This is a genomic window from Bacillus sp. L381 (assembly GCF_030284525.1).
GTDB lineage: Bacteria > Bacillota > Bacilli > Bacillales > Bacillaceae > Bacillus > Bacillus amyloliquefaciens.
The window spans coordinates 257071-273269 of record NZ_CP127224.1 but is presented as its reverse complement, the minus strand read 5'-3'; the positions used below and the strand labels follow the sequence as shown (position 1 = coordinate 273269).

Genomic DNA, 16199 nt, shown 5'->3' with positions numbered 1-16199 from the left:
CCCTCCCTTTCTATATCCACTCATTATAACGGAAATATTCAAAAAATAAAGACAAGATAGATCACAAGCTCTATCCTGTCTTTTGCGCTGATTCGAGCGATTCAATCGCCGCTGACACGTCCTTTTCGCCATATTGCCCCATTAAGCATAACGATTCTTCCGCCCGGCAGGCGTGAGAAGCGATACGGCGCTTGGCTTCCTCACGGCTGTCACGGATGCCGAGATCAAAGAGACTGACGGGAAATCCGAGCCGGCGGTAAAACGGAAGCAGCTCTTCAATCTCTTGTCTCCGATTCTCAAGCGCAAGCTGCACCAATATGCCATAAGCAACCTTCTGGCCGTGCAGCACCTGATGTGTCTCCTGAAGAAAACTGAGCCCGTTATGCACCGCATGCGCCCCTGCCATCCTGCACAAACGGCCCCCATACCCGCCGACCGTTCCCGCAAGCATAATGATCGTTTCCGCCGTATGGATGAACGGCAATGACAGCCTGCCTTTCTCCATGCTTTCGACGGCTGCTTCACTGTAACGCAATAACAGATCGCGAATATATTCCGCCTGCCTCAGCCCCGCCTGAGCCATCAGCGGCGGCGCCTCCGTATTTCTGATGACCGCCTCAGCCTCATACCATTTCGCCAGCGTATCACCGATCCCGCTTTTCATATATTCAATGGGAGAGGAAAGCAAAAACAGCGGATCAACAAGCGTCAAATAGCTGGAACGCTTATGGTAATCTACTCTGATAAAATTGCCGCTCTCATCATACATGACACTTAACGGCGTACTTGCCGCACACGTTCCCGCAATAGAAGGAACCATCACAGTCTCAATATCAAGCCGGTCTGCCGCCGCTTTTGCCAAATCCAAAATCGTGCCGCCTCCGATACCGATGATCACATCCGCATCTTTCGCCTGCTCACAGACCTTACGCACCGCCTCAGGTGAACAGTATCCTTTATGCTGAATCACATCCCAGGAAGAACCCCCGCTGTAATCGGCAAACGCCTGATAGGACTTGATTCCAGTCACAATAACGGGTTTTCTGAATACCTCCGCCAGCCCGGGAAGTTCTTTTGCGATCCCTTCCTTGCATATGTACTGATTCGGGCCGCTTCGCACGATATCTTCAGGCTTCATTCGAATCTCTCCTTTGGTTAGGATTTATATGTATTTTCCCACTTATCAGAAAATACATCAACCGGAGGTGCGTCAGCGCTTCGCTTCCTCCGCCTCCAAAAACAGTTCATCAAGCCGCTCTAAAGCATCAGCCTTTTCAAAACTGCTGAACCACAAATCATCATAAGAATCGAGGATGCGGTAATGGTGGGAAATCAAATGCTGCTGCAAGCGGAACTCACCTTTTTTCTCGATGGCTTTCCACCACACCCTGCCGCCCATCGTCTTCCCCTTCGGCCTGTCAATTGTTCGGTGAGCAACCGTTTCAATGACTTCCAGCGGATCATCTCCTAATACCGATTGCAGTGTTTCACTTGATCTGAAAAGCGCGCAAACCGCCACGACATGCGGCCATTCCGCGAGCGCCCGCCCTTTCTCAATCTGCACCAGCGCCTTTTTAGAAAGGCCGATCACATCCGCCATTTTCTCTTGTGTATAGCCTCTCTCCGACCGGATTTTCTTCAGCTGGACCGAGACAAGCTCAGTCATATAATCTTGATCCATCTCAACCTCCATAATTATCAATATAGCCATTTTACACCGCGGCACGCCTTTTTTATATCGGAACATCTTTAAATGAATCATAAGAAGCGGTAAAAAAGAACCCTTTTCCTCTTTTTCTCAATTCACGAACAGAAATTGGAACCCTCATGGTAAAATACGGTCAGAGAAAACCAGGCGAAAGGACACTGTAAGGGTCAACTCGTATAACAGAAATGGCAAACGCTAAAATTGTATTAAAAAGAAAAACAGATGGCAGTTTTATATAACTGGCTATCAGGTTAAATTGAGGTGGGTAAAATGGAAAAGGTAAAGAATGAAAGTTTAGAGGAAGTAAGCAATTTTTTATCTTGTTACTTTCACCAGGATTATGATTCAATGGAATCCGCATACGAAGAATTGCTGAATGAAGAATCTAGACAATACTTAATATCTCTGGTTCCTCTTCTGAGAAACTTTATTAATAGTGATTGGACAATTGAAGAAAAAAATACTCTCATAGATGAATGTGCCGATGGAGTTTACTTTCCTTACTACGAAACATCACCTTTAGAATGGTTGAAACAAGTAACAAAAAAAATTGAATTATACGTAAATCGATAAGCAGTGTGAAATTGAATTCAGATGAAAGCAGAATACTAAAAACGTTAAATAAAGCAGGTGATTCCGATTGATGAGGGATCGCTTGTTTTATTTTTAAAGGCATCCCGCATGCCCGCCCTTACGTTCCGAATGTTTCATAGGTGCAGACAAGCTGTCATACGTTTGCCACCTATGAATGAACGCACACTATACGTAATGGAGGGATTACAATGGACGAAATGGTCCTGGAAACTCAGCTTTGGCTGAATGACACGTACAAAGGCAGACACGGGTACAACAAAGTGCCGGAAAACGGAAAAACCGGCTGGGATACCATTTACGGTCTGACACGGGCGCTTCAAATTGAGCTCGGCATTTCAGAGCCTGCCGATAACTTCGGCCCGACGACACAAAGATTGTTTAAACCGTTGAAAAAGCAGGCCCCGGATTCTGAGCCGACGAACATGAATTACATTCTGCAGGGAGCGCTATGGTGCAAAGGGTTTAACCCCGGCGGATTTTCAGGCGTTTTCTATGAAAATACCGAAAACGCTGTAAAAGAGTTTCAAAAGGCGGCCGGGCTCACTAAACAAGACGGCATCGTCACGGCACTCATTATGAAAGCCTTACTGGATATGAGCGCTTTCCGGTTAGTAGCAGAAGGAGATAAAAGAATCCGCCAAATCCAGCAAAACCTAAACCGGGATTACAATGATTATATCGGTCTGATGCCTTGTGACGGATTATATGCCCGCGATACGAACAAGGCTCTCATTTATGCCCTGCAAAAAGAAGAAGGCATGAGTACAAGTGTCGCTAACGGATTTTTTGGAAACGGAACGACCAGCTTATGCCCAACCTTGACCCCCGGTGATTCAAGAACAGGTTTTGTTTTGATTGTTCAATACGCGCTTTACTGTAATGGGGAAGCGTTTGATCCCGGTGAATTTGACGGGAAATACGGCGTCGGGGTTGTATCAGCAGTTAAAGCTTTCCAAGAGTTTATGTGTCTGCCGCAGACAGGTTATGCGGACATGCCGACGATTAAAGCTTTATTATCAAGCTCAGGCGACACAACGCGGGCAGCTTCAGCTTGTGACACTGCCACAATTTTAACGGCAGATACGTCTAAAACTTTGCGTGAGAATGGCTATAAAATCGTGGGTAGATATCTGACCGGGAATGTGCGGACAAGCAGCGGACTGACATCGAAGGCGTTGACGTCAAAAGAGCTTTCCACTATTTTCGATGCCGGCTTAAGCGTCTTTCCGATTTATCAGGACGGCGGCTATGAATCTTCTTATTTTGTAAAAGACCAAGGAACGAGAGATGCTTACAGCGCTGCATCAGCCGCCCGAAGATTAGGTTTTCCGTCAGGCACGACTATTTACTTTGCCGTCGATTTTGATGCGTATGATTATGAAGTCACAGATAAAATCATCCCTTACTTTCAAGAAATCAAGTCAGCTTTTATGAAAATGCAGGCGTTCTCAACTGCGCCGAAATATGAAATCGGGGTTTACGGACCAAGAAACATTTGTATCCGCACGTCAGAAGCAGGTCTGACCAAGTATAGCTTTACAGCTAACATGTCGACCGGGTTCAGCGGCAACCTCGGATACCCGATGCCGAAAAACTGGGCTTTTGATCAATTTTATGAAGGAACGATCGGAAGCGGAGCGGGAAAAGTCGCCATTGACAAAGACGCATATTCAGGAAAAGACTCGGGAGTAAGCAGCGTCCATCCGCCTTCTGATCCTGTGTATGATGCAAGACTAAACACATTAACCAATATCCTGTCAACAATTCCAGCTTTAGAGAATGCACCCGGTCTTGCCAATATGATGTTCGAATTCGGTACAACCGAAACCATTTTAACTTCCCCAACTTTAGATATCTTATTGTCTACTTCAATTCTGTATACGATCCCAAGTGAGGGCTCTGCTAATACAATGACAATAACGAATGGAAAGCCCGGGGCTTATGTTACTGGTTTACTGGGAGATACACAAACAATACTTACGACTTCAGACATTCGTTCTTATCAAAATTTATTAGAAAATCTGAGCCTATCCGTAAGAAACGGTTATCTGGAAATGGGAGTAACCCCATCTGCTCAGTCATTAGATGTTTCAATTAAGATCTATACACCTGACATTCCAGTGGCCGATGGATCCACAACTGGACTTACGACCATGTTTACGTTTAGAATTAAAACGTATAAAGGTGTACCGGTTTCATCTACTGAAAGTGAATTAGCGAAGGACTGGGATCTTCTCCCTTCAAGCCTCGTCATTGTTGCAGGCCTGTCTGCTTTCTATTTTACCTCTAAGATCCTTACAGAACCGACTGGGAATAAAACAGTAGAAGCGGTAACTGAATTCGCCGCAGTTTTACTAGCCCTTTACGCTTATATGACTGATCTCTACTAATCAAAGAAAAACTGCATGAATATCTCATTCATGCAGTTTTATTCCTATTATTTTTTTTTGGAGGTTTCACTCATTGAATGAAAATCAATCCGCATTTAACACAGCAAAGCAAACCGCACAAAGATTGTTAAAATGTAAGAATGAACAAGAAATGATGGACTTTTTATCTGAACAGGATGTACATACGCTCAATCTTTTAAAGTACTATTACTCTGCTCCGTCTCTTCCTTTTCAAATGCTCATGAAGATTGCTTTTTGCTGTATAGCGATGGCGTTAATCTTCACTTCATTCTTGTTTATTCAAGTCAAAACACTCATTCCCGTTCCCATTTTGTCTGATCTGTTACCGGCAGTGTTTTCACTGTTTACAATCGGATGTATTGTAACGTTTTATATGTTTTTATCGCGTGAAAAAAAAGGCCTGTTACCTGACACCCGCTTAAGAAGAAACACTTACTCCTTCAGAGTAATAAATATAATAAATACAAATCTGGAAAAGAAATATCATACACTATCTTCTTTAGCTGGCGGTAAAAAAAGTGATAATACACTCGAAGAAAGCATGAAACAGATTAGCTCTTGTAAAAATGATGAAGAACTGATGAAATGTCTTGAAGAACAGGATACTGAGAAGTTATTCAAGCTGAAAAACCAGTTTTCCAAACCTGACTTCTCTTTATTTGATTTTATGAAATGGATTTTTATCGGAAGCATTATTGCCATGTTTCTGACAGCACTTTTCTCAGGTCAAGTCAGCTATGTTCATGTTCCCCGCCTCTTTCCGTATCTCCTGCTTTTTTTATTCGCCAGAGGCTTACTGTATCTTACAAAACTGCTGAAACTGTACCAAAAAGGACCTTTGCACTCAATTCCTCACTTTACAAAAAACGCTGAAAACACCCGTATCACCGGAATGATAGACTTCGTCCTCGAACAACGATACAAAGACATGATCAGTTAAAAACCCCTCTGCTTAAGGGGTTTTTTTAATGCAATCCCTTCACCTCCCTTGCCAAAAAAGGCTCTTCCCCTTTGGAAATAACCGGAACACCCAATTTCGTTTTCAATATAATGAGGTAGTGGATCTGTAAAGAAAGAAGGGCGACATAATGGGTATCATTAATGGCAAAATGTTTATTGACCGATTAAACCGGCTTGAGAATGAGATTTGGCTTGACGGTGAAAAGATCGAGGGACACATTTCTGAACATCCTGCATTTAAGGGCCTTCTGGAAACGAAGCGCTCTCTTTATGATTTGCAGACGAAACCGGGCTTAAAAGACCAGATGACTTACAGTCTTCCCGGTAAAAAAGAACGGGCCGGGCTTTCATACCTGCAGCCGAAAACAAAAGAAGACTTAAAAAGAAGAAGAAAAATGTTCGAGCACTGGGCCAGGCACACGCATGGAATGATGGGACGGAGCCCGGATTACATGAATACCGTGCTGATGAGTTTCGCCTCTTCTGCCGCGATTTTGAAAGACAGGGATCATTGTTTTCCTGAACATGTTCAAGCGCTGTACGAACGCGCTGTTGCACAGGATCTTTCTTTTACGCACACGTTTATCACCCCTCAGGTGAATCGTTCGCAATTGGGTGTAAACGTGTCATCTGCCCCTATCTCGGCAAAAGTCATCGAAAAAAATGAAAAAGGACTCGTCATTCACGGCGCCCGGATTTTGGCCACACAAGGCGGCCTGACAGATGAAGTGCTCGTGGTTTCTCTGCCTAAGATGTATTTTGAATCGGATGAAGCGTTCGCTTTTTCAATCCCTTCTAATACAAAGGGAGTAAAATTCATCTGCAGGGAATCTTTCGTACTGGGAAAATCATCATTTGATTATCCGCTCAGCTCAAGATATGAAGAAATGGATTCTGTCGTTGTATTTGATAACGTTTTAGTGCCTTGGGAACGCGTATTTTATTATGATAATTACGATGCGGCTTTTGATTTTAATATGAAAAGCTCTTTTAACGCCTTCGCATTTCATCAAGTCATCACGAGACAAATCGTAAAGACGGAGTTTCTCTTGGGCCTTGCCCAGACGATTGTCGATACGATAGATGTCAGCGAGTATCAGCACATTCAGGCAAAGATGGCTGAGATCATCACCGGTCTGGAAACGATGAAAGCACTTTTGGAAAAGTCGGAGAATGATGCGGAAACAGATGAATGGGGATATATGCGGCCGAGTGTCATTCCGCTTCGTGTTGTCAGCGCGATTTTTCCTGACATCTACCCGCGCTTTACGGAAATCATTCAGCTGATCGGGGCAAGCGGAATGGTAACTTTGCCGACTGAAAAAGCGTTCCATTCAGATATCAGGGGAGACCTTGACCAATATTTACAGGCAGCCGAATTGAACGCTGAGGATCGGGTGAAAGTGTTCCGCCTGGCATGGGATTTGACCATGAGCCCCTTCGGCACGAGACAGACACAATATGAACGATACTTCTTCGGAGACCCCGTCCGCTTAAACAGCCATCTGTACAGAACGTATCCGAAAGAAGAACAGGCCGCTGTCATTAAGGAATTCCTGCACATTCATAAATAAAACAAAGCAGAGCCTCATCTCTGCTTATGATAGCTGGATCGGCTGCCGCCGATCCTATTTTTTATTTTGTCTGATCACCACCATCGTAATATGGGATAACGCGAAAGAGACAAGCGTGTACACAACGGCCCACCCGATAAACGAGTAATTCAATACGGTAAAGGTGCATATAAGGCAAACGGCCAAAGCGGCAGCCGGCATAATGAACGCGTTTTTAAACAGATACGTTCCGGCGACTGACAAGATGATAATACAAAGCGGCAGAACACCGAACGCAAAATCCAATTCATCAATCAACAGATGCACTCCCTTCGCTTTTCTTAAATCGGCCTAACACATCTTATGCCTGAGTACAAAAACGAGTACTTCAAATCCTTTCGCGTTCCGGCTGATATTCCCTTCGGTTATTTAATCAAAAAAATGAAAACTTTCCTTAAAACGTTTACAATCGCACCGGACTGTGATAATTTAAAGAAAGCGCTATCATATACAAGTTAATGATTTTTGGATGGAGATGAGGAGAGCCAGAAAAACCCGCCCTTTTACAAGGGTGATTTCTGGTTCTTTTTGTCATTTTCAAGGAAAGGAGTCATACATACATCATGATAGACGTTCAGCAAAGGGGAGGATATGATGTTTCAGTTGTTCAAGCCGGCTCCGCATATTGAGAGATTGGATGATTCAAAGACGGATGCGGCCTATAAACGGCTCAGGCTGCAAGTATTTTTAGGGATTTTCATCGGATATGCCGGGTATTATTTGCTTCGCAAAAACTTTGCCTTCGCCATTCCTTATTTTCAGGAACAAGGGTTTTCAAAAGGAGAACTTGGCTTGGTGCTTGCGGCCGTATCTATCGCTTACGGCTTCAGCAAATTTATTATGGGGATGGTGTCTGACCGCTGCAACCCGAGGTATTTCCTTGCGACGGGTCTGTTTTTGTCAGGTGTCGTAAACATTTTATTTGTTTCCATGCCATGGGTCACTTCAAGCGTGACGATTATGTTCATTTTTATGTTTATTAACGGGTGGTTTCAAGGAATGGGCTGGCCGCCTTGCGGACGGACGATGGCTCATTGGTTTTCCATCAGTGAACGCGGTACGAAAATGTCGATATGGAATGTCGCCCATAACATAGGCGGAGGTATTCTCGCCCCGCTCGTGACACTCGGCATCGCTATGTTTGTTACTTGGAAAAGCGTGTTTTTCTTTCCGGCCATTATAGCCATTGTCATTTCATTTGTGATTGTTCTTCTCGTTCGGGACACTCCGCAATCATGCGGGCTTCCGCCGATTGAGGAATACCGGAATGACTATCCGAAACATGCGTTTAAAGACCAGGAAAAAGAGATGACGACCAAAGAAATTCTTTTTAAATACGTGCTGAATAATAAATTTCTGTGGTATATCGCATTTGCCAATGTGTTTGTTTACTTCGTGCGGTACGGTGTCGTTGACTGGGCGCCGACTTATTTGACGGAAGCGAAAGGATTCTCTCCTGAAGATTCCAGATGGTCTTATTTCCTTTATGAATACGCGGGAATTCCGGGAACGATTTTGTGCGGCTGGATCAGCGACCGGTTTTTCAAAAGCCGCCGCGCACCTGCAGGCGTACTGTTCATGGCCGGTGTATTTATCGCTGTATTGGTTTATTGGCTTAACCCTGCCGGTCATCCGCTCGTCGATAATATCGCGCTTATCAGCATCGGGTTCTTAATCTATGGACCTGTCATGCTTATCGGGCTTCAGGCTATTGACCTTGCTCCTAAAAAAGCGGCGGGAACGGCAGCCGGCTTAACCGGGTTTTTCGGCTACATCGGAGGCTCAGCTTTCGCCAACGCCATCATGGGTTATGTCGTAGACCGCTTTGACTGGAACGGAGGATTTATCATGCTTGTCACCTCATGCTTGCTGTCCATCGTCTTCTTGGCGATGACGTGGAATACAGGCAAACGGGCGGAGCATGCGTAAGAAAACAACATAAAAGATTAATATTTTTGCAGTACAGGATTTACAACTATCTTCTACGCTAGAGACAGATATTGATTTTTTTAAGGGGGAAGAAAACATGCGGAAACATAAGTTGTTTGCTTTGGTTTTGCTTTCATTCGGTTTATTGTCATTTATCGTCACGCCTGTATCGGCAGCGGGAAAAGGAAATCTCTTGTCTCCTGACAGAGTTTTGACCATTGCCCATCGAGGTGCTTCAGGATATGTGCCGGAGCACACGATCCTTTCTTATGAAACTGCGCAAAAAATGAAGGCAGACTATATTGAATTGGATTTGCAAATGACAAAAGACGGCAAGCTGATCGTCATGCATGACGAAAAACTGGACCGCACCACAAACGGACACGGCTGGGTGAAAGATCATACATTAGCCGAAATTCAAAAGCTCGACGCCGGCTCTTGGTTCAATAAGGCCTATCCGGAAAAAGCAAAACCGCAATACGCGGGACTTCGTGTACCAACACTTGATGACGTGTTAAAACGATTCGGCAGACATGCAAACTATTATATTGAAACAAAGGCGCCTGAAACGTATCCGGGTATGGAAGAAAAACTGATCGCTTCACTGAAAAAGTACAAGTTGGCAGGAAAGCATGCGAAACCCGGACAAGTCATCATTCAGTCTTTCAGCAAGGACAGCCTTCTGAAAATCAAAAAGCTTGATCCGAAACTTCCTGCCGTCCTATTGCTTGAAGCGGAACAGCTGACTTCAATGACTGACGCAGATTTAACGGACATCAAAACATATGCCGTCGGAATCGGACCGGATTACAAAGCGCTGAACGCTCAAAACGTCCGGAACATACGCAGCCACGGACTGCTGCTGCACCCTTACACCGTAAACAGCGAAGCGGACATGCGCCGTCTGCTGAATTGGGGCGTAACCGGTGTGTTTACCAACTATGCGGATATATTCCAAAAGGTCAAAAAAGAATATAAATAATGAAGCCACATGGGTTCGGAGATGATGCCGAACCCATGTTTTTTTGGACAAGTATCCCGATAATGCAAACGCCAGCATGGGTTATGCAGCGGGCGGAGCATATTATTAAATATTCACCCAATTGAAAAATTTTTATATTCATTAAAGGTATCACTGTAATTGTGAATGACCTGTGATACCTTACAAACAAAAGGATATAATTATTTATTTCTATTATCTATTTTCTTTCTTATACTATTTGTAATAGACGATAATACAAGTGATACTAAACCATAGACAACCACCCATCCCCAGAAGGATAGATTAAAAACAGTGAACATTAATATAACTGAAACAACTATACTGACAAGCGGCATTATATACACTTTTTTGAAAATATAAGTGAATATAATCGATAAGACGATAATAGAAAGTGGTAAAATACCAAAAGCAAGATCTAACTCATCCATTATTATTCTCCTTTGTGAATTTAATTTCCCTTAAGTATACTCACTCAGCTGTCTAGCCATTTAAAAAATGTATCTAATCACTCCATACTTCTTTGTTTTTCTTAATCATAAAAAAGTCATATTCAGAAACATGGGTATTGTTAATCATTTTTTCAAGTCCTCTGATAGGAGTAGATTTTAATTTTTTTCCGTTTTTATAAGAGTAACAATTAATCACTTATTTACCATCTCTATTTAATTCTAACAAGGAAATTTCAGACTCGTCAAAATAAGTGAATTTTGCTTGGTTTTCAAATTTTGTGGATCTATTTAACGTGATTTTTTTCCCGGCTTCATACTTTTCAGATCGAAAGCATAAAGTATTGAATTAGCTGCCAAATGATATAGAATGTCATTTTTCACAAAAAATTAATGGAAGACAGTTATTGATAAGACGGAGAAATCATGAGAAAAAAAGAATACTGGCCTCGGTTGTTCTGTCGTTAGGCTTGCTCTCATTCATCGTCAGCCTGTATCGAGCCACATGGGTTCGGAGATGATGCCGCATCCATGTTTTTTGCCCGATAAAAAAAACCTTGCGGAACGTTTACCGCAAGGTTTGCATTATCATTATTCTTTTCCCGCAGCGGCTTCCGCCTGTCCGCCTTTTAATTGATCGTTGATTGCTTTGGCGTCTTTCAAATACTCCGTTTGGAATCCGCTCTTAAGCGCCCACATATAGAAAACAAGGGCAACGATTGCGATCAGCCCCATATCCCAGCCGTACGGAATGATGTCCAGACCGCCGAATTTTTCACTTCCGAGCCATGAAATGACCATCATGCTGAGCAGATAGACAACCATCCAGACGCCGCCTTTAAAGTTTCGGCGGAATCCTTTCCACTTCGCTTTCGCTTGGTAGTAGAAGTAAATCGGAAGGCCGATCAAAATGATAAACAGCACCTGCCCCGTTAACGGCCAGCGCGCCCAATACAGCACGAGAGACGCGAATACGAAGCCTAGCGGAGCAATCACGCTGAGGCCTTTCAGACGGAGAGGCCGGTACAAATCCGCAGCCGTCCGCCGCAGCGTCATAACGGTCACAGGACCCGTGATATAAGAAATCAGTGTCGCTACGGAAATAATTTCAGCAAGCACACCCCATCCTCTGAATAAAAACAGAAAGATAAACGATACGATCAGATTAAAAATCATCGCTTGGCGCGGCACGCCGTACAGCGGATGAAGCTTTCCGAAAATGCTCGGCATATACTTATTTTTTTCCATGCCGTAAATCATGCGGGACGTCGTAGCGGTATAAGTGATACCTGTTCCTGACGGAGATACGAACGCATCCGCATAAAGGATAATGACAAGCCAGTTAATATTCAACGCGATCGCCAAATCGGCAAATGGAGAGTTAAAGTTCAGGTGACTCCAGCCGTGAACGATCATTGAAGGTTCAACCGCACCGATAAACGCGATTTGCAGCAGGACGTAAATGACGGTTGCGACCAATAACGAACCGACAACCGCAATCGGAATCGATTTGCCGGGATTTTTTGCTTCTCCGGCCATGTTAATCGGGCTTTGAAACCCGTTAAACGCAAACACGATACCTGATGTGGCTACCGCCGTCAGCACGCTCGCCCAGCCGTTCGGCGCAATGCTTGATCCTGATGTGAAGTTTCCGCCGTGAAAACCGGTAAACAGCAAAGCCCCGATTGTCAGCCCCGGAATAATGATTTTAAAGATGGTAATCAATGAATTCGCCTTCGAAAATAAGTTAACTGTCCAATAATTCAGTAAAAAGTAAATAATCAGCAATACGGACGCAAAGCCGAGCCCCTCTCCCGTAAGTGTGCCGTTATGAACAAGATTGCTTGTCCATTTGGCCCAGTCCCACGGCCATGAACTCATATATTGAACAGATGCCACCGCTTCCACCGGAATAACGGAAACAATCGCAATCCAGTTTGCCCACCCTGCAATAAATCCAATAAATGATCCATGAGAATATTGAGTGTATTTAACCATTCCCCCGGCTTCCGGGAACATTGAACCTAATTCACTGTAAGAAAGTGCGATAAACAGAATAACGATCATACCAATAATCCAGGAAATAATGGCGGCAGGTCCCGCAATCTGAGCAGCCCGCCATGCCCCGAATAACCAGCCGGAGCCAATCATCGACCCAAGTCCGACCATCATGAGTGCAAACGTTCCCATTCTGCGATGTAATTGATTCATAAAGTTAACACCTTTCACATAAAATATGACTCCAGCCCTATCATATATTTATAATATTATTCTGAAAATAGATTTGTCAATCTTTATCGCATTAAAGCAGAAAGCCAAAATTACCCTTCGATGTTTAAACAGCCGTCAAGCGGGAATAAATACTGCAAGCCAGAAATAGAAAGGAGTTTTTATCATGAAACAAAAACTGCTCATTTCAGGACTTGCCGTGTCGACTGTCGGAGTGACTTCCTACCTGCTCAAAGATAAATCAAACCGCCAAAAGGTGAAGAGCTTTATCCGCAATATGAAAACATCGCTTTCCGGTAAGCACGATATTGAATCATTTCCCGTCAATAAAGCAGGCAACCCGCATCCCGAAGATATTGAAGATAACAAAATGGTATCCGAAGGCTCCATGTACCCGGTTCAATACTATGATGACAAGAAGAAATAATCTGTTTCCAAGCTGCCCGGCCGTATAAAACGGAGGCAGCTTTTTTTATGCAGACGGCGTTTTATAGATCCGCCAATATTGGCGTGACCCTTGATCCCGCACGGTAATGCCCAGTTTGGATATTTCCGCTTTTAGTTCTTTCGCATCAGCCTTCTCATCCTGTTTCAGCGCCTTTTCTCTCGCTTTTAAAAGAGCATTTGCCCCCGGCTCCAAATCCGGCATGTCCGGCACCCACCGTTTGTATTCATCTTTAAAAGGATCTTCCGTCCCCAGCCAGACATACCCGTGCCCTCGAAATGCATCAGCTGCTTTTTCAACGGCCGGCTCAAGCTTTTCCCGAAAAAGCTCCTGCCCTTCAGCCTCTAATAAAACAAGCTGCTTTTGATCCGTAAACACACCGGAAATGCTGTCTTTTGAAAACACGCTTTCTTCATTATTTATGGTTAAGGACACCTCTCTATCCGTTACGACCGCCACAAGACTTTCTTTAAAAGCAGCCCTCGTCAGCCAGATTCCTCCGAATAAACCGATAACGGCGATCGCAGCCGCAGCCTTCCATCCGTGAAAAGAAGCGATGATTCCAAGCGGTCCCTGAAATGGCAGCCAATCCAATGAAACGGCCCATTTCGCAATGACCGGCAGAAACCATCCGATGACCAGCCCCAATAATGGCGGCACCAGAAAAACCAATGCTTTCTCAACCGATGACAATTCAAGTACCGTCTGTTTTTTTATTTCGTTCATTTTTCTCCTCCGTCTGTTTTTGTCACAACTATCCATTATACAAAGACTTGGATGATACTGTAAACTGTTTCCGAAACAATAAAAAAAGCCTCCGTCAGCCGGGAGGCTTTTTAAAACAGCAGCTCATATACTTCATTCAATTCCATTGTACGCTTCTCATCCTGCTCGTTCTCAGCATACTTGATTTCCTTCTCAAGCACCTGATTTAACGCATCCATTTCCAGATCATTAAGATCTTTCACAAACTCACCTTCATTTGCATAATGCTTCACCTGCAGCTTTTTATAAATCCCTCGGCAAACGTCATGCTCCAAGTGGTTTGAAAGCGACTCGCGCAAATACCCGAGTGTCCTGTCCATCATGTAAGCCCTCCCTTTTCTTTAAGAATAGCTTCCCGGAAAGAGAGAAAAACTATACATGAAAGCCCGGCATCTGCACACCGGGCGTTTGTTTTAATTCTGTACCTGAATGGAGAAAAATCCGCTGCTTAACGGTGTATACGGCCCATTCAGCCCCGTTGCGGAGAAAGAATACGTTCCTGAACTGACATAAGAAAGAGGAACGCTGTAGTATTTAATGTAGCCTGTAATGATATTGCCGTTTTTCGTATATTCATCTTCCAGCGCTTTTGACGTAAGATTTGTAATATTCGTCCCGTTATTAAACGCCTGAATCGTATTATTGTTCGGATACCCTTGGAAGTATACCGCTAAATAACCCGTAGTGCCCTTCATCGGTTTTGATGCGCTGATTTGGTTCGGCCCGATATTTTCCCATTGATAATTCTGTCCGTCAGAGGTCACTCCGATAATACGGATTTGTGTTAATGCAGGAGCCGGCGCCGCAGACGCTGACGGAGCCCACAATCCGCTTGCCAGCATTAAAACAGCGGCAGCCGCGGCAAATAACATTACGATTCTCTTTTTCATGTTTCTTCCTCCCGATTGGTTTATATTTATAATACTGTTAAATATTATTAATTTTATTTTATCAGAGAAATCAATAGATAAACAGAATCAATCGGTCAAACCGGTGAACTTTTATACAAAAAAAGCTATCTCCTAAAGGAGATAGCTTATATCACATTATTTCTTTCCACACTCCAAAATTGTGTATTTACTCGGGGTCTGAATTACATTTAATAGTGTTAATCCGGCTTTTTCAATCAATTGTTCAAACTCGGTTTTCTTTCTGACTCTGCCGCCTGCAGAGCATACTAAAAATAATAAATCACGAAAAGCTTCTTCAGGGGACAGCCTGTCTGCTTCAGGCACATTTTCAACTATAATCAGCTTGGAATGATCAGACATGGCACCGGCTATATTTTCAAGAATAGCAACCACATGCTCATCATCCCAATCGTTTAACACTTTGCTTATCACATACAAGTCTCCGCCGGAAGGAATTTCCTCGAACATACTCCCTTCCGTAAACTGACAGCGTTCGCTCATCTCTGAAGATGCTAAATGCTTTTTTGCACTTTGTATCGTTTTTGGAAGATCAAACAATATCCCCTTTGATTTAGGAGCAGCGCCTAAAATTCCTGTTATTAACTGGCCCATTCCTCCCGCGACGTCTACGATAACATCAAACTTTTCAAATGAGTAAGCTTTCAATATGGAAGGCAGACTCATTTTTGAATAAATCTCCATCGCCTTATCCATTGTTTTTAAGTAATCTTGATCAAGACTATTATTCTCATACCATTTATCGCCATAAATGGCTTCAAAAGCGGATTTACCGGTTTTGATACTATAATCCATTTTAAACATAGACTGCACTACTGTTTCATGCAGCAGATATTCTACCAAAGGCTCAATGGATTTTGCTTTCCCAGGCATCAAAGTGGCACCATACTCTGTTACATCATAATTGCCGTCTTGAGCTTGGGCGACCAAACCGACGGATTCCAGCGCTCTTAAGAGCCTGAATAAGGCAGAGGGGTTCAATTCAAGGGCTTCCGCTATCGCTTCTGCTGAAGCTGGTCCGTTTTGAAAAGCGGAAAATACATCTAATTCTACCGCTGTTTTAACTGCCAGGGAAAACCCCAGCCCTGAAACCATTTGCATGACTGCGGCCTGAGGATATTTTTTCGGTACTTGTTTTTCTTGCTGAACTGAATTGGTCATTTTCGT

At 43.7% G+C, this 16199-nt stretch carries 16 protein-coding genes; 7 read left to right on the top strand and 9 right to left on the bottom strand.

The features are described from left to right. Positions 1-70 precede the first annotated feature (70 nt). Positions 71-1138 (bottom strand): iron-containing alcohol dehydrogenase family protein, encoded by a 1068-nt coding sequence (locus QRX25_RS01345; protein WP_212100166.1) that lies wholly within the window; start codon positions 1136-1138, stop codon positions 71-73. A 72-nt stretch (positions 1139-1210) separates the two neighbouring features. After that, positions 1211-1681: a helix-turn-helix transcriptional regulator gene (locus QRX25_RS01340; protein ID WP_065980611.1), complete on the bottom strand. Its 471-nt coding sequence runs from the start codon at positions 1679-1681 to the stop codon at positions 1211-1213. Between the two features lie 297 nt (positions 1682-1978). On the opposite strand from QRX25_RS01340, the gene QRX25_RS01335 reads away from it, so the two are divergent. From QRX25_RS01335 to hpaB, 4 genes are all read left to right on the top strand, one after another. Then, positions 1979-2281, top strand: a complete 303-nt coding sequence (locus QRX25_RS01335) for a contact-dependent growth inhibition system immunity protein (protein WP_212100163.1) — start codon at positions 1979-1981, stop codon at positions 2279-2281. A gap of 209 nt (positions 2282-2490) precedes the next feature. Then, positions 2491-4692, top strand: a complete 2202-nt coding sequence (locus tag QRX25_RS01330) for a glycoside hydrolase domain-containing protein (protein WP_212100161.1) — start codon at positions 2491-2493, stop codon at positions 4690-4692. 562 nt (positions 4693-5254) lie between these two features. Further along, positions 5255-5653, top strand: coding sequence for a hypothetical protein (locus tag QRX25_RS01325; protein ID WP_258415565.1), 399 nt, complete (start codon positions 5255-5257; stop codon positions 5651-5653). Between the two features lie 148 nt (positions 5654-5801). Next, positions 5802-7247, top strand: a complete 1446-nt coding sequence (hpaB, locus tag QRX25_RS01320; protein ID WP_212100156.1) for a 4-hydroxyphenylacetate 3-monooxygenase, oxygenase component — start codon at positions 5802-5804, stop codon at positions 7245-7247. Positions 7248-7301: 54 nt separating this feature from the next. On the opposite strand, the gene QRX25_RS01315 is transcribed toward hpaB, so the two are convergent. After that, positions 7302-7544, bottom strand: coding sequence for a DUF2651 family protein (locus QRX25_RS01315; RefSeq protein ID WP_045508742.1), 243 nt, complete (start codon positions 7542-7544; stop codon positions 7302-7304). A 336-nt stretch (positions 7545-7880) separates the two neighbouring features. On the opposite strand from QRX25_RS01315, the gene glpT reads away from it, so the two are divergent. Together glpT and QRX25_RS01305 are read left to right on the top strand one after the other, a co-directional pair. Then, complete coding sequence (gene glpT / locus QRX25_RS01310) at positions 7881-9215, top strand: glycerol-3-phosphate transporter (protein WP_065980607.1); 1335 nt, start codon at positions 7881-7883, stop codon at positions 9213-9215. Positions 9216-9312: 97 nt separating this feature from the next. Then, complete coding sequence (locus QRX25_RS01305; protein WP_212100153.1) at positions 9313-10197, top strand: glycerophosphodiester phosphodiesterase; 885 nt, start codon at positions 9313-9315, stop codon at positions 10195-10197. Between the two features lie 200 nt (positions 10198-10397). On the opposite strand, the gene QRX25_RS01300 is transcribed toward QRX25_RS01305, so the two are convergent. Both QRX25_RS01300 and aimA read right to left on the bottom strand, forming a co-directional pair. Beyond that, on the bottom strand, positions 10398-10646 hold the full coding sequence (locus QRX25_RS01300) for a DUF2651 family protein (RefSeq protein ID WP_014720665.1): 249 nt from the start codon (positions 10644-10646) through the stop codon (positions 10398-10400). Positions 10647-11255: 609 nt separating this feature from the next. Next, positions 11256-12875: a glutamate/serine transporter AimA gene (gene aimA / locus QRX25_RS01295; RefSeq protein ID WP_115998283.1), complete on the bottom strand. Its 1620-nt coding sequence runs from the start codon at positions 12873-12875 to the stop codon at positions 11256-11258. 184 nt (positions 12876-13059) lie between these two features. Between aimA and QRX25_RS01290 the strand changes: the two genes are divergently transcribed. Continuing rightward, positions 13060-13320: a YbyB family protein gene (locus QRX25_RS01290; RefSeq protein ID WP_013350875.1), complete on the top strand. Its 261-nt coding sequence runs from the start codon at positions 13060-13062 to the stop codon at positions 13318-13320. A 45-nt stretch (positions 13321-13365) separates the two neighbouring features. Here the strand turns inward: QRX25_RS01290 and QRX25_RS01285 are convergent, their stop codons facing one another. From QRX25_RS01285 to QRX25_RS01270, 4 genes are all read right to left on the bottom strand, one after another. Next, on the bottom strand, positions 13366-14064 hold the full coding sequence (locus QRX25_RS01285; protein WP_212100151.1) for a YqeB family protein: 699 nt from the start codon (positions 14062-14064) through the stop codon (positions 13366-13368). 110 nt (positions 14065-14174) lie between these two features. Continuing rightward, the gene (locus QRX25_RS01280; RefSeq protein ID WP_007408989.1) at positions 14175-14423 is read right to left on the bottom strand and encodes a sigma-G-dependent sporulation-specific acid-soluble spore protein CsgA; all 249 of its coding nucleotides are present in this window, start codon (positions 14421-14423) and stop codon (positions 14175-14177) included. A gap of 93 nt (positions 14424-14516) precedes the next feature. After that, positions 14517-14993, bottom strand: coding sequence for a DUF4879 domain-containing protein (locus QRX25_RS01275; protein WP_115998285.1), 477 nt, complete (start codon positions 14991-14993; stop codon positions 14517-14519). Between the two features lie 156 nt (positions 14994-15149). Beyond that, a complete protein-coding gene (locus QRX25_RS01270; protein ID WP_065980603.1) occupies positions 15150-16193 on the bottom strand; it encodes a methyltransferase in 1044 nt (347 codons plus the stop codon). Positions 16194-16199: the final 6 nt, after the last annotated feature.

What these genes read in the sequence shown, in the direction of transcription:
- QRX25_RS01345 (WP_212100166.1), bottom strand. Translation starts at nt 1,138, where the DNA reads ATGAAGCCTGAAGATATCGTGCGAAGCGGCCCGAATCAGTACATATGC.
- QRX25_RS01340 (WP_065980611.1), bottom strand. Translation starts at nt 1,681, where the DNA reads ATGGATCAAGATTATATGACTGAGCTTGTCTCGGTCCAGCTGAAGAAA.
- QRX25_RS01305 (WP_212100153.1), top strand. Translation starts at nt 9,313, where the DNA reads ATGCGGAAACATAAGTTGTTTGCTTTGGTTTTGCTTTCATTCGGTTTA.
- aimA (WP_115998283.1), bottom strand. Translation starts at nt 12,875, where the DNA reads ATGAATCAATTACATCGCAGAATGGGAACGTTTGCACTCATGATGGTC.
- QRX25_RS01335 (WP_212100163.1), top strand. Translation starts at nt 1,979, where the DNA reads ATGGAAAAGGTAAAGAATGAAAGTTTAGAGGAAGTAAGCAATTTTTTA.
- QRX25_RS01285 (WP_212100151.1), bottom strand. Translation starts at nt 14,064, where the DNA reads ATGAACGAAATAAAAAAACAGACGGTACTTGAATTGTCATCGGTTGAG.
- hpaB (WP_212100156.1), top strand. Translation starts at nt 5,802, where the DNA reads ATGGGTATCATTAATGGCAAAATGTTTATTGACCGATTAAACCGGCTT.
- QRX25_RS01280 (WP_007408989.1), bottom strand. Translation starts at nt 14,423, where the DNA reads ATGGACAGGACACTCGGGTATTTGCGCGAGTCGCTTTCAAACCACTTG.
- QRX25_RS01270 (WP_065980603.1), bottom strand. Translation starts at nt 16,193, where the DNA reads ATGACCAATTCAGTTCAGCAAGAAAAACAAGTACCGAAAAAATATCCT.
- QRX25_RS01330 (WP_212100161.1), top strand. Translation starts at nt 2,491, where the DNA reads ATGGACGAAATGGTCCTGGAAACTCAGCTTTGGCTGAATGACACGTAC.
- QRX25_RS01325 (WP_258415565.1), top strand. Translation starts at nt 5,255, where the DNA reads ATGAAACAGATTAGCTCTTGTAAAAATGATGAAGAACTGATGAAATGT.
- QRX25_RS01300 (WP_014720665.1), bottom strand. Translation starts at nt 10,646, where the DNA reads ATGGATGAGTTAGATCTTGCTTTTGGTATTTTACCACTTTCTATTATC.
- glpT (WP_065980607.1), top strand. Translation starts at nt 7,881, where the DNA reads ATGTTTCAGTTGTTCAAGCCGGCTCCGCATATTGAGAGATTGGATGAT.
- QRX25_RS01290 (WP_013350875.1), top strand. Translation starts at nt 13,060, where the DNA reads ATGAAACAAAAACTGCTCATTTCAGGACTTGCCGTGTCGACTGTCGGA.
- QRX25_RS01275 (WP_115998285.1), bottom strand. Translation starts at nt 14,993, where the DNA reads ATGAAAAAGAGAATCGTAATGTTATTTGCCGCGGCTGCCGCTGTTTTA.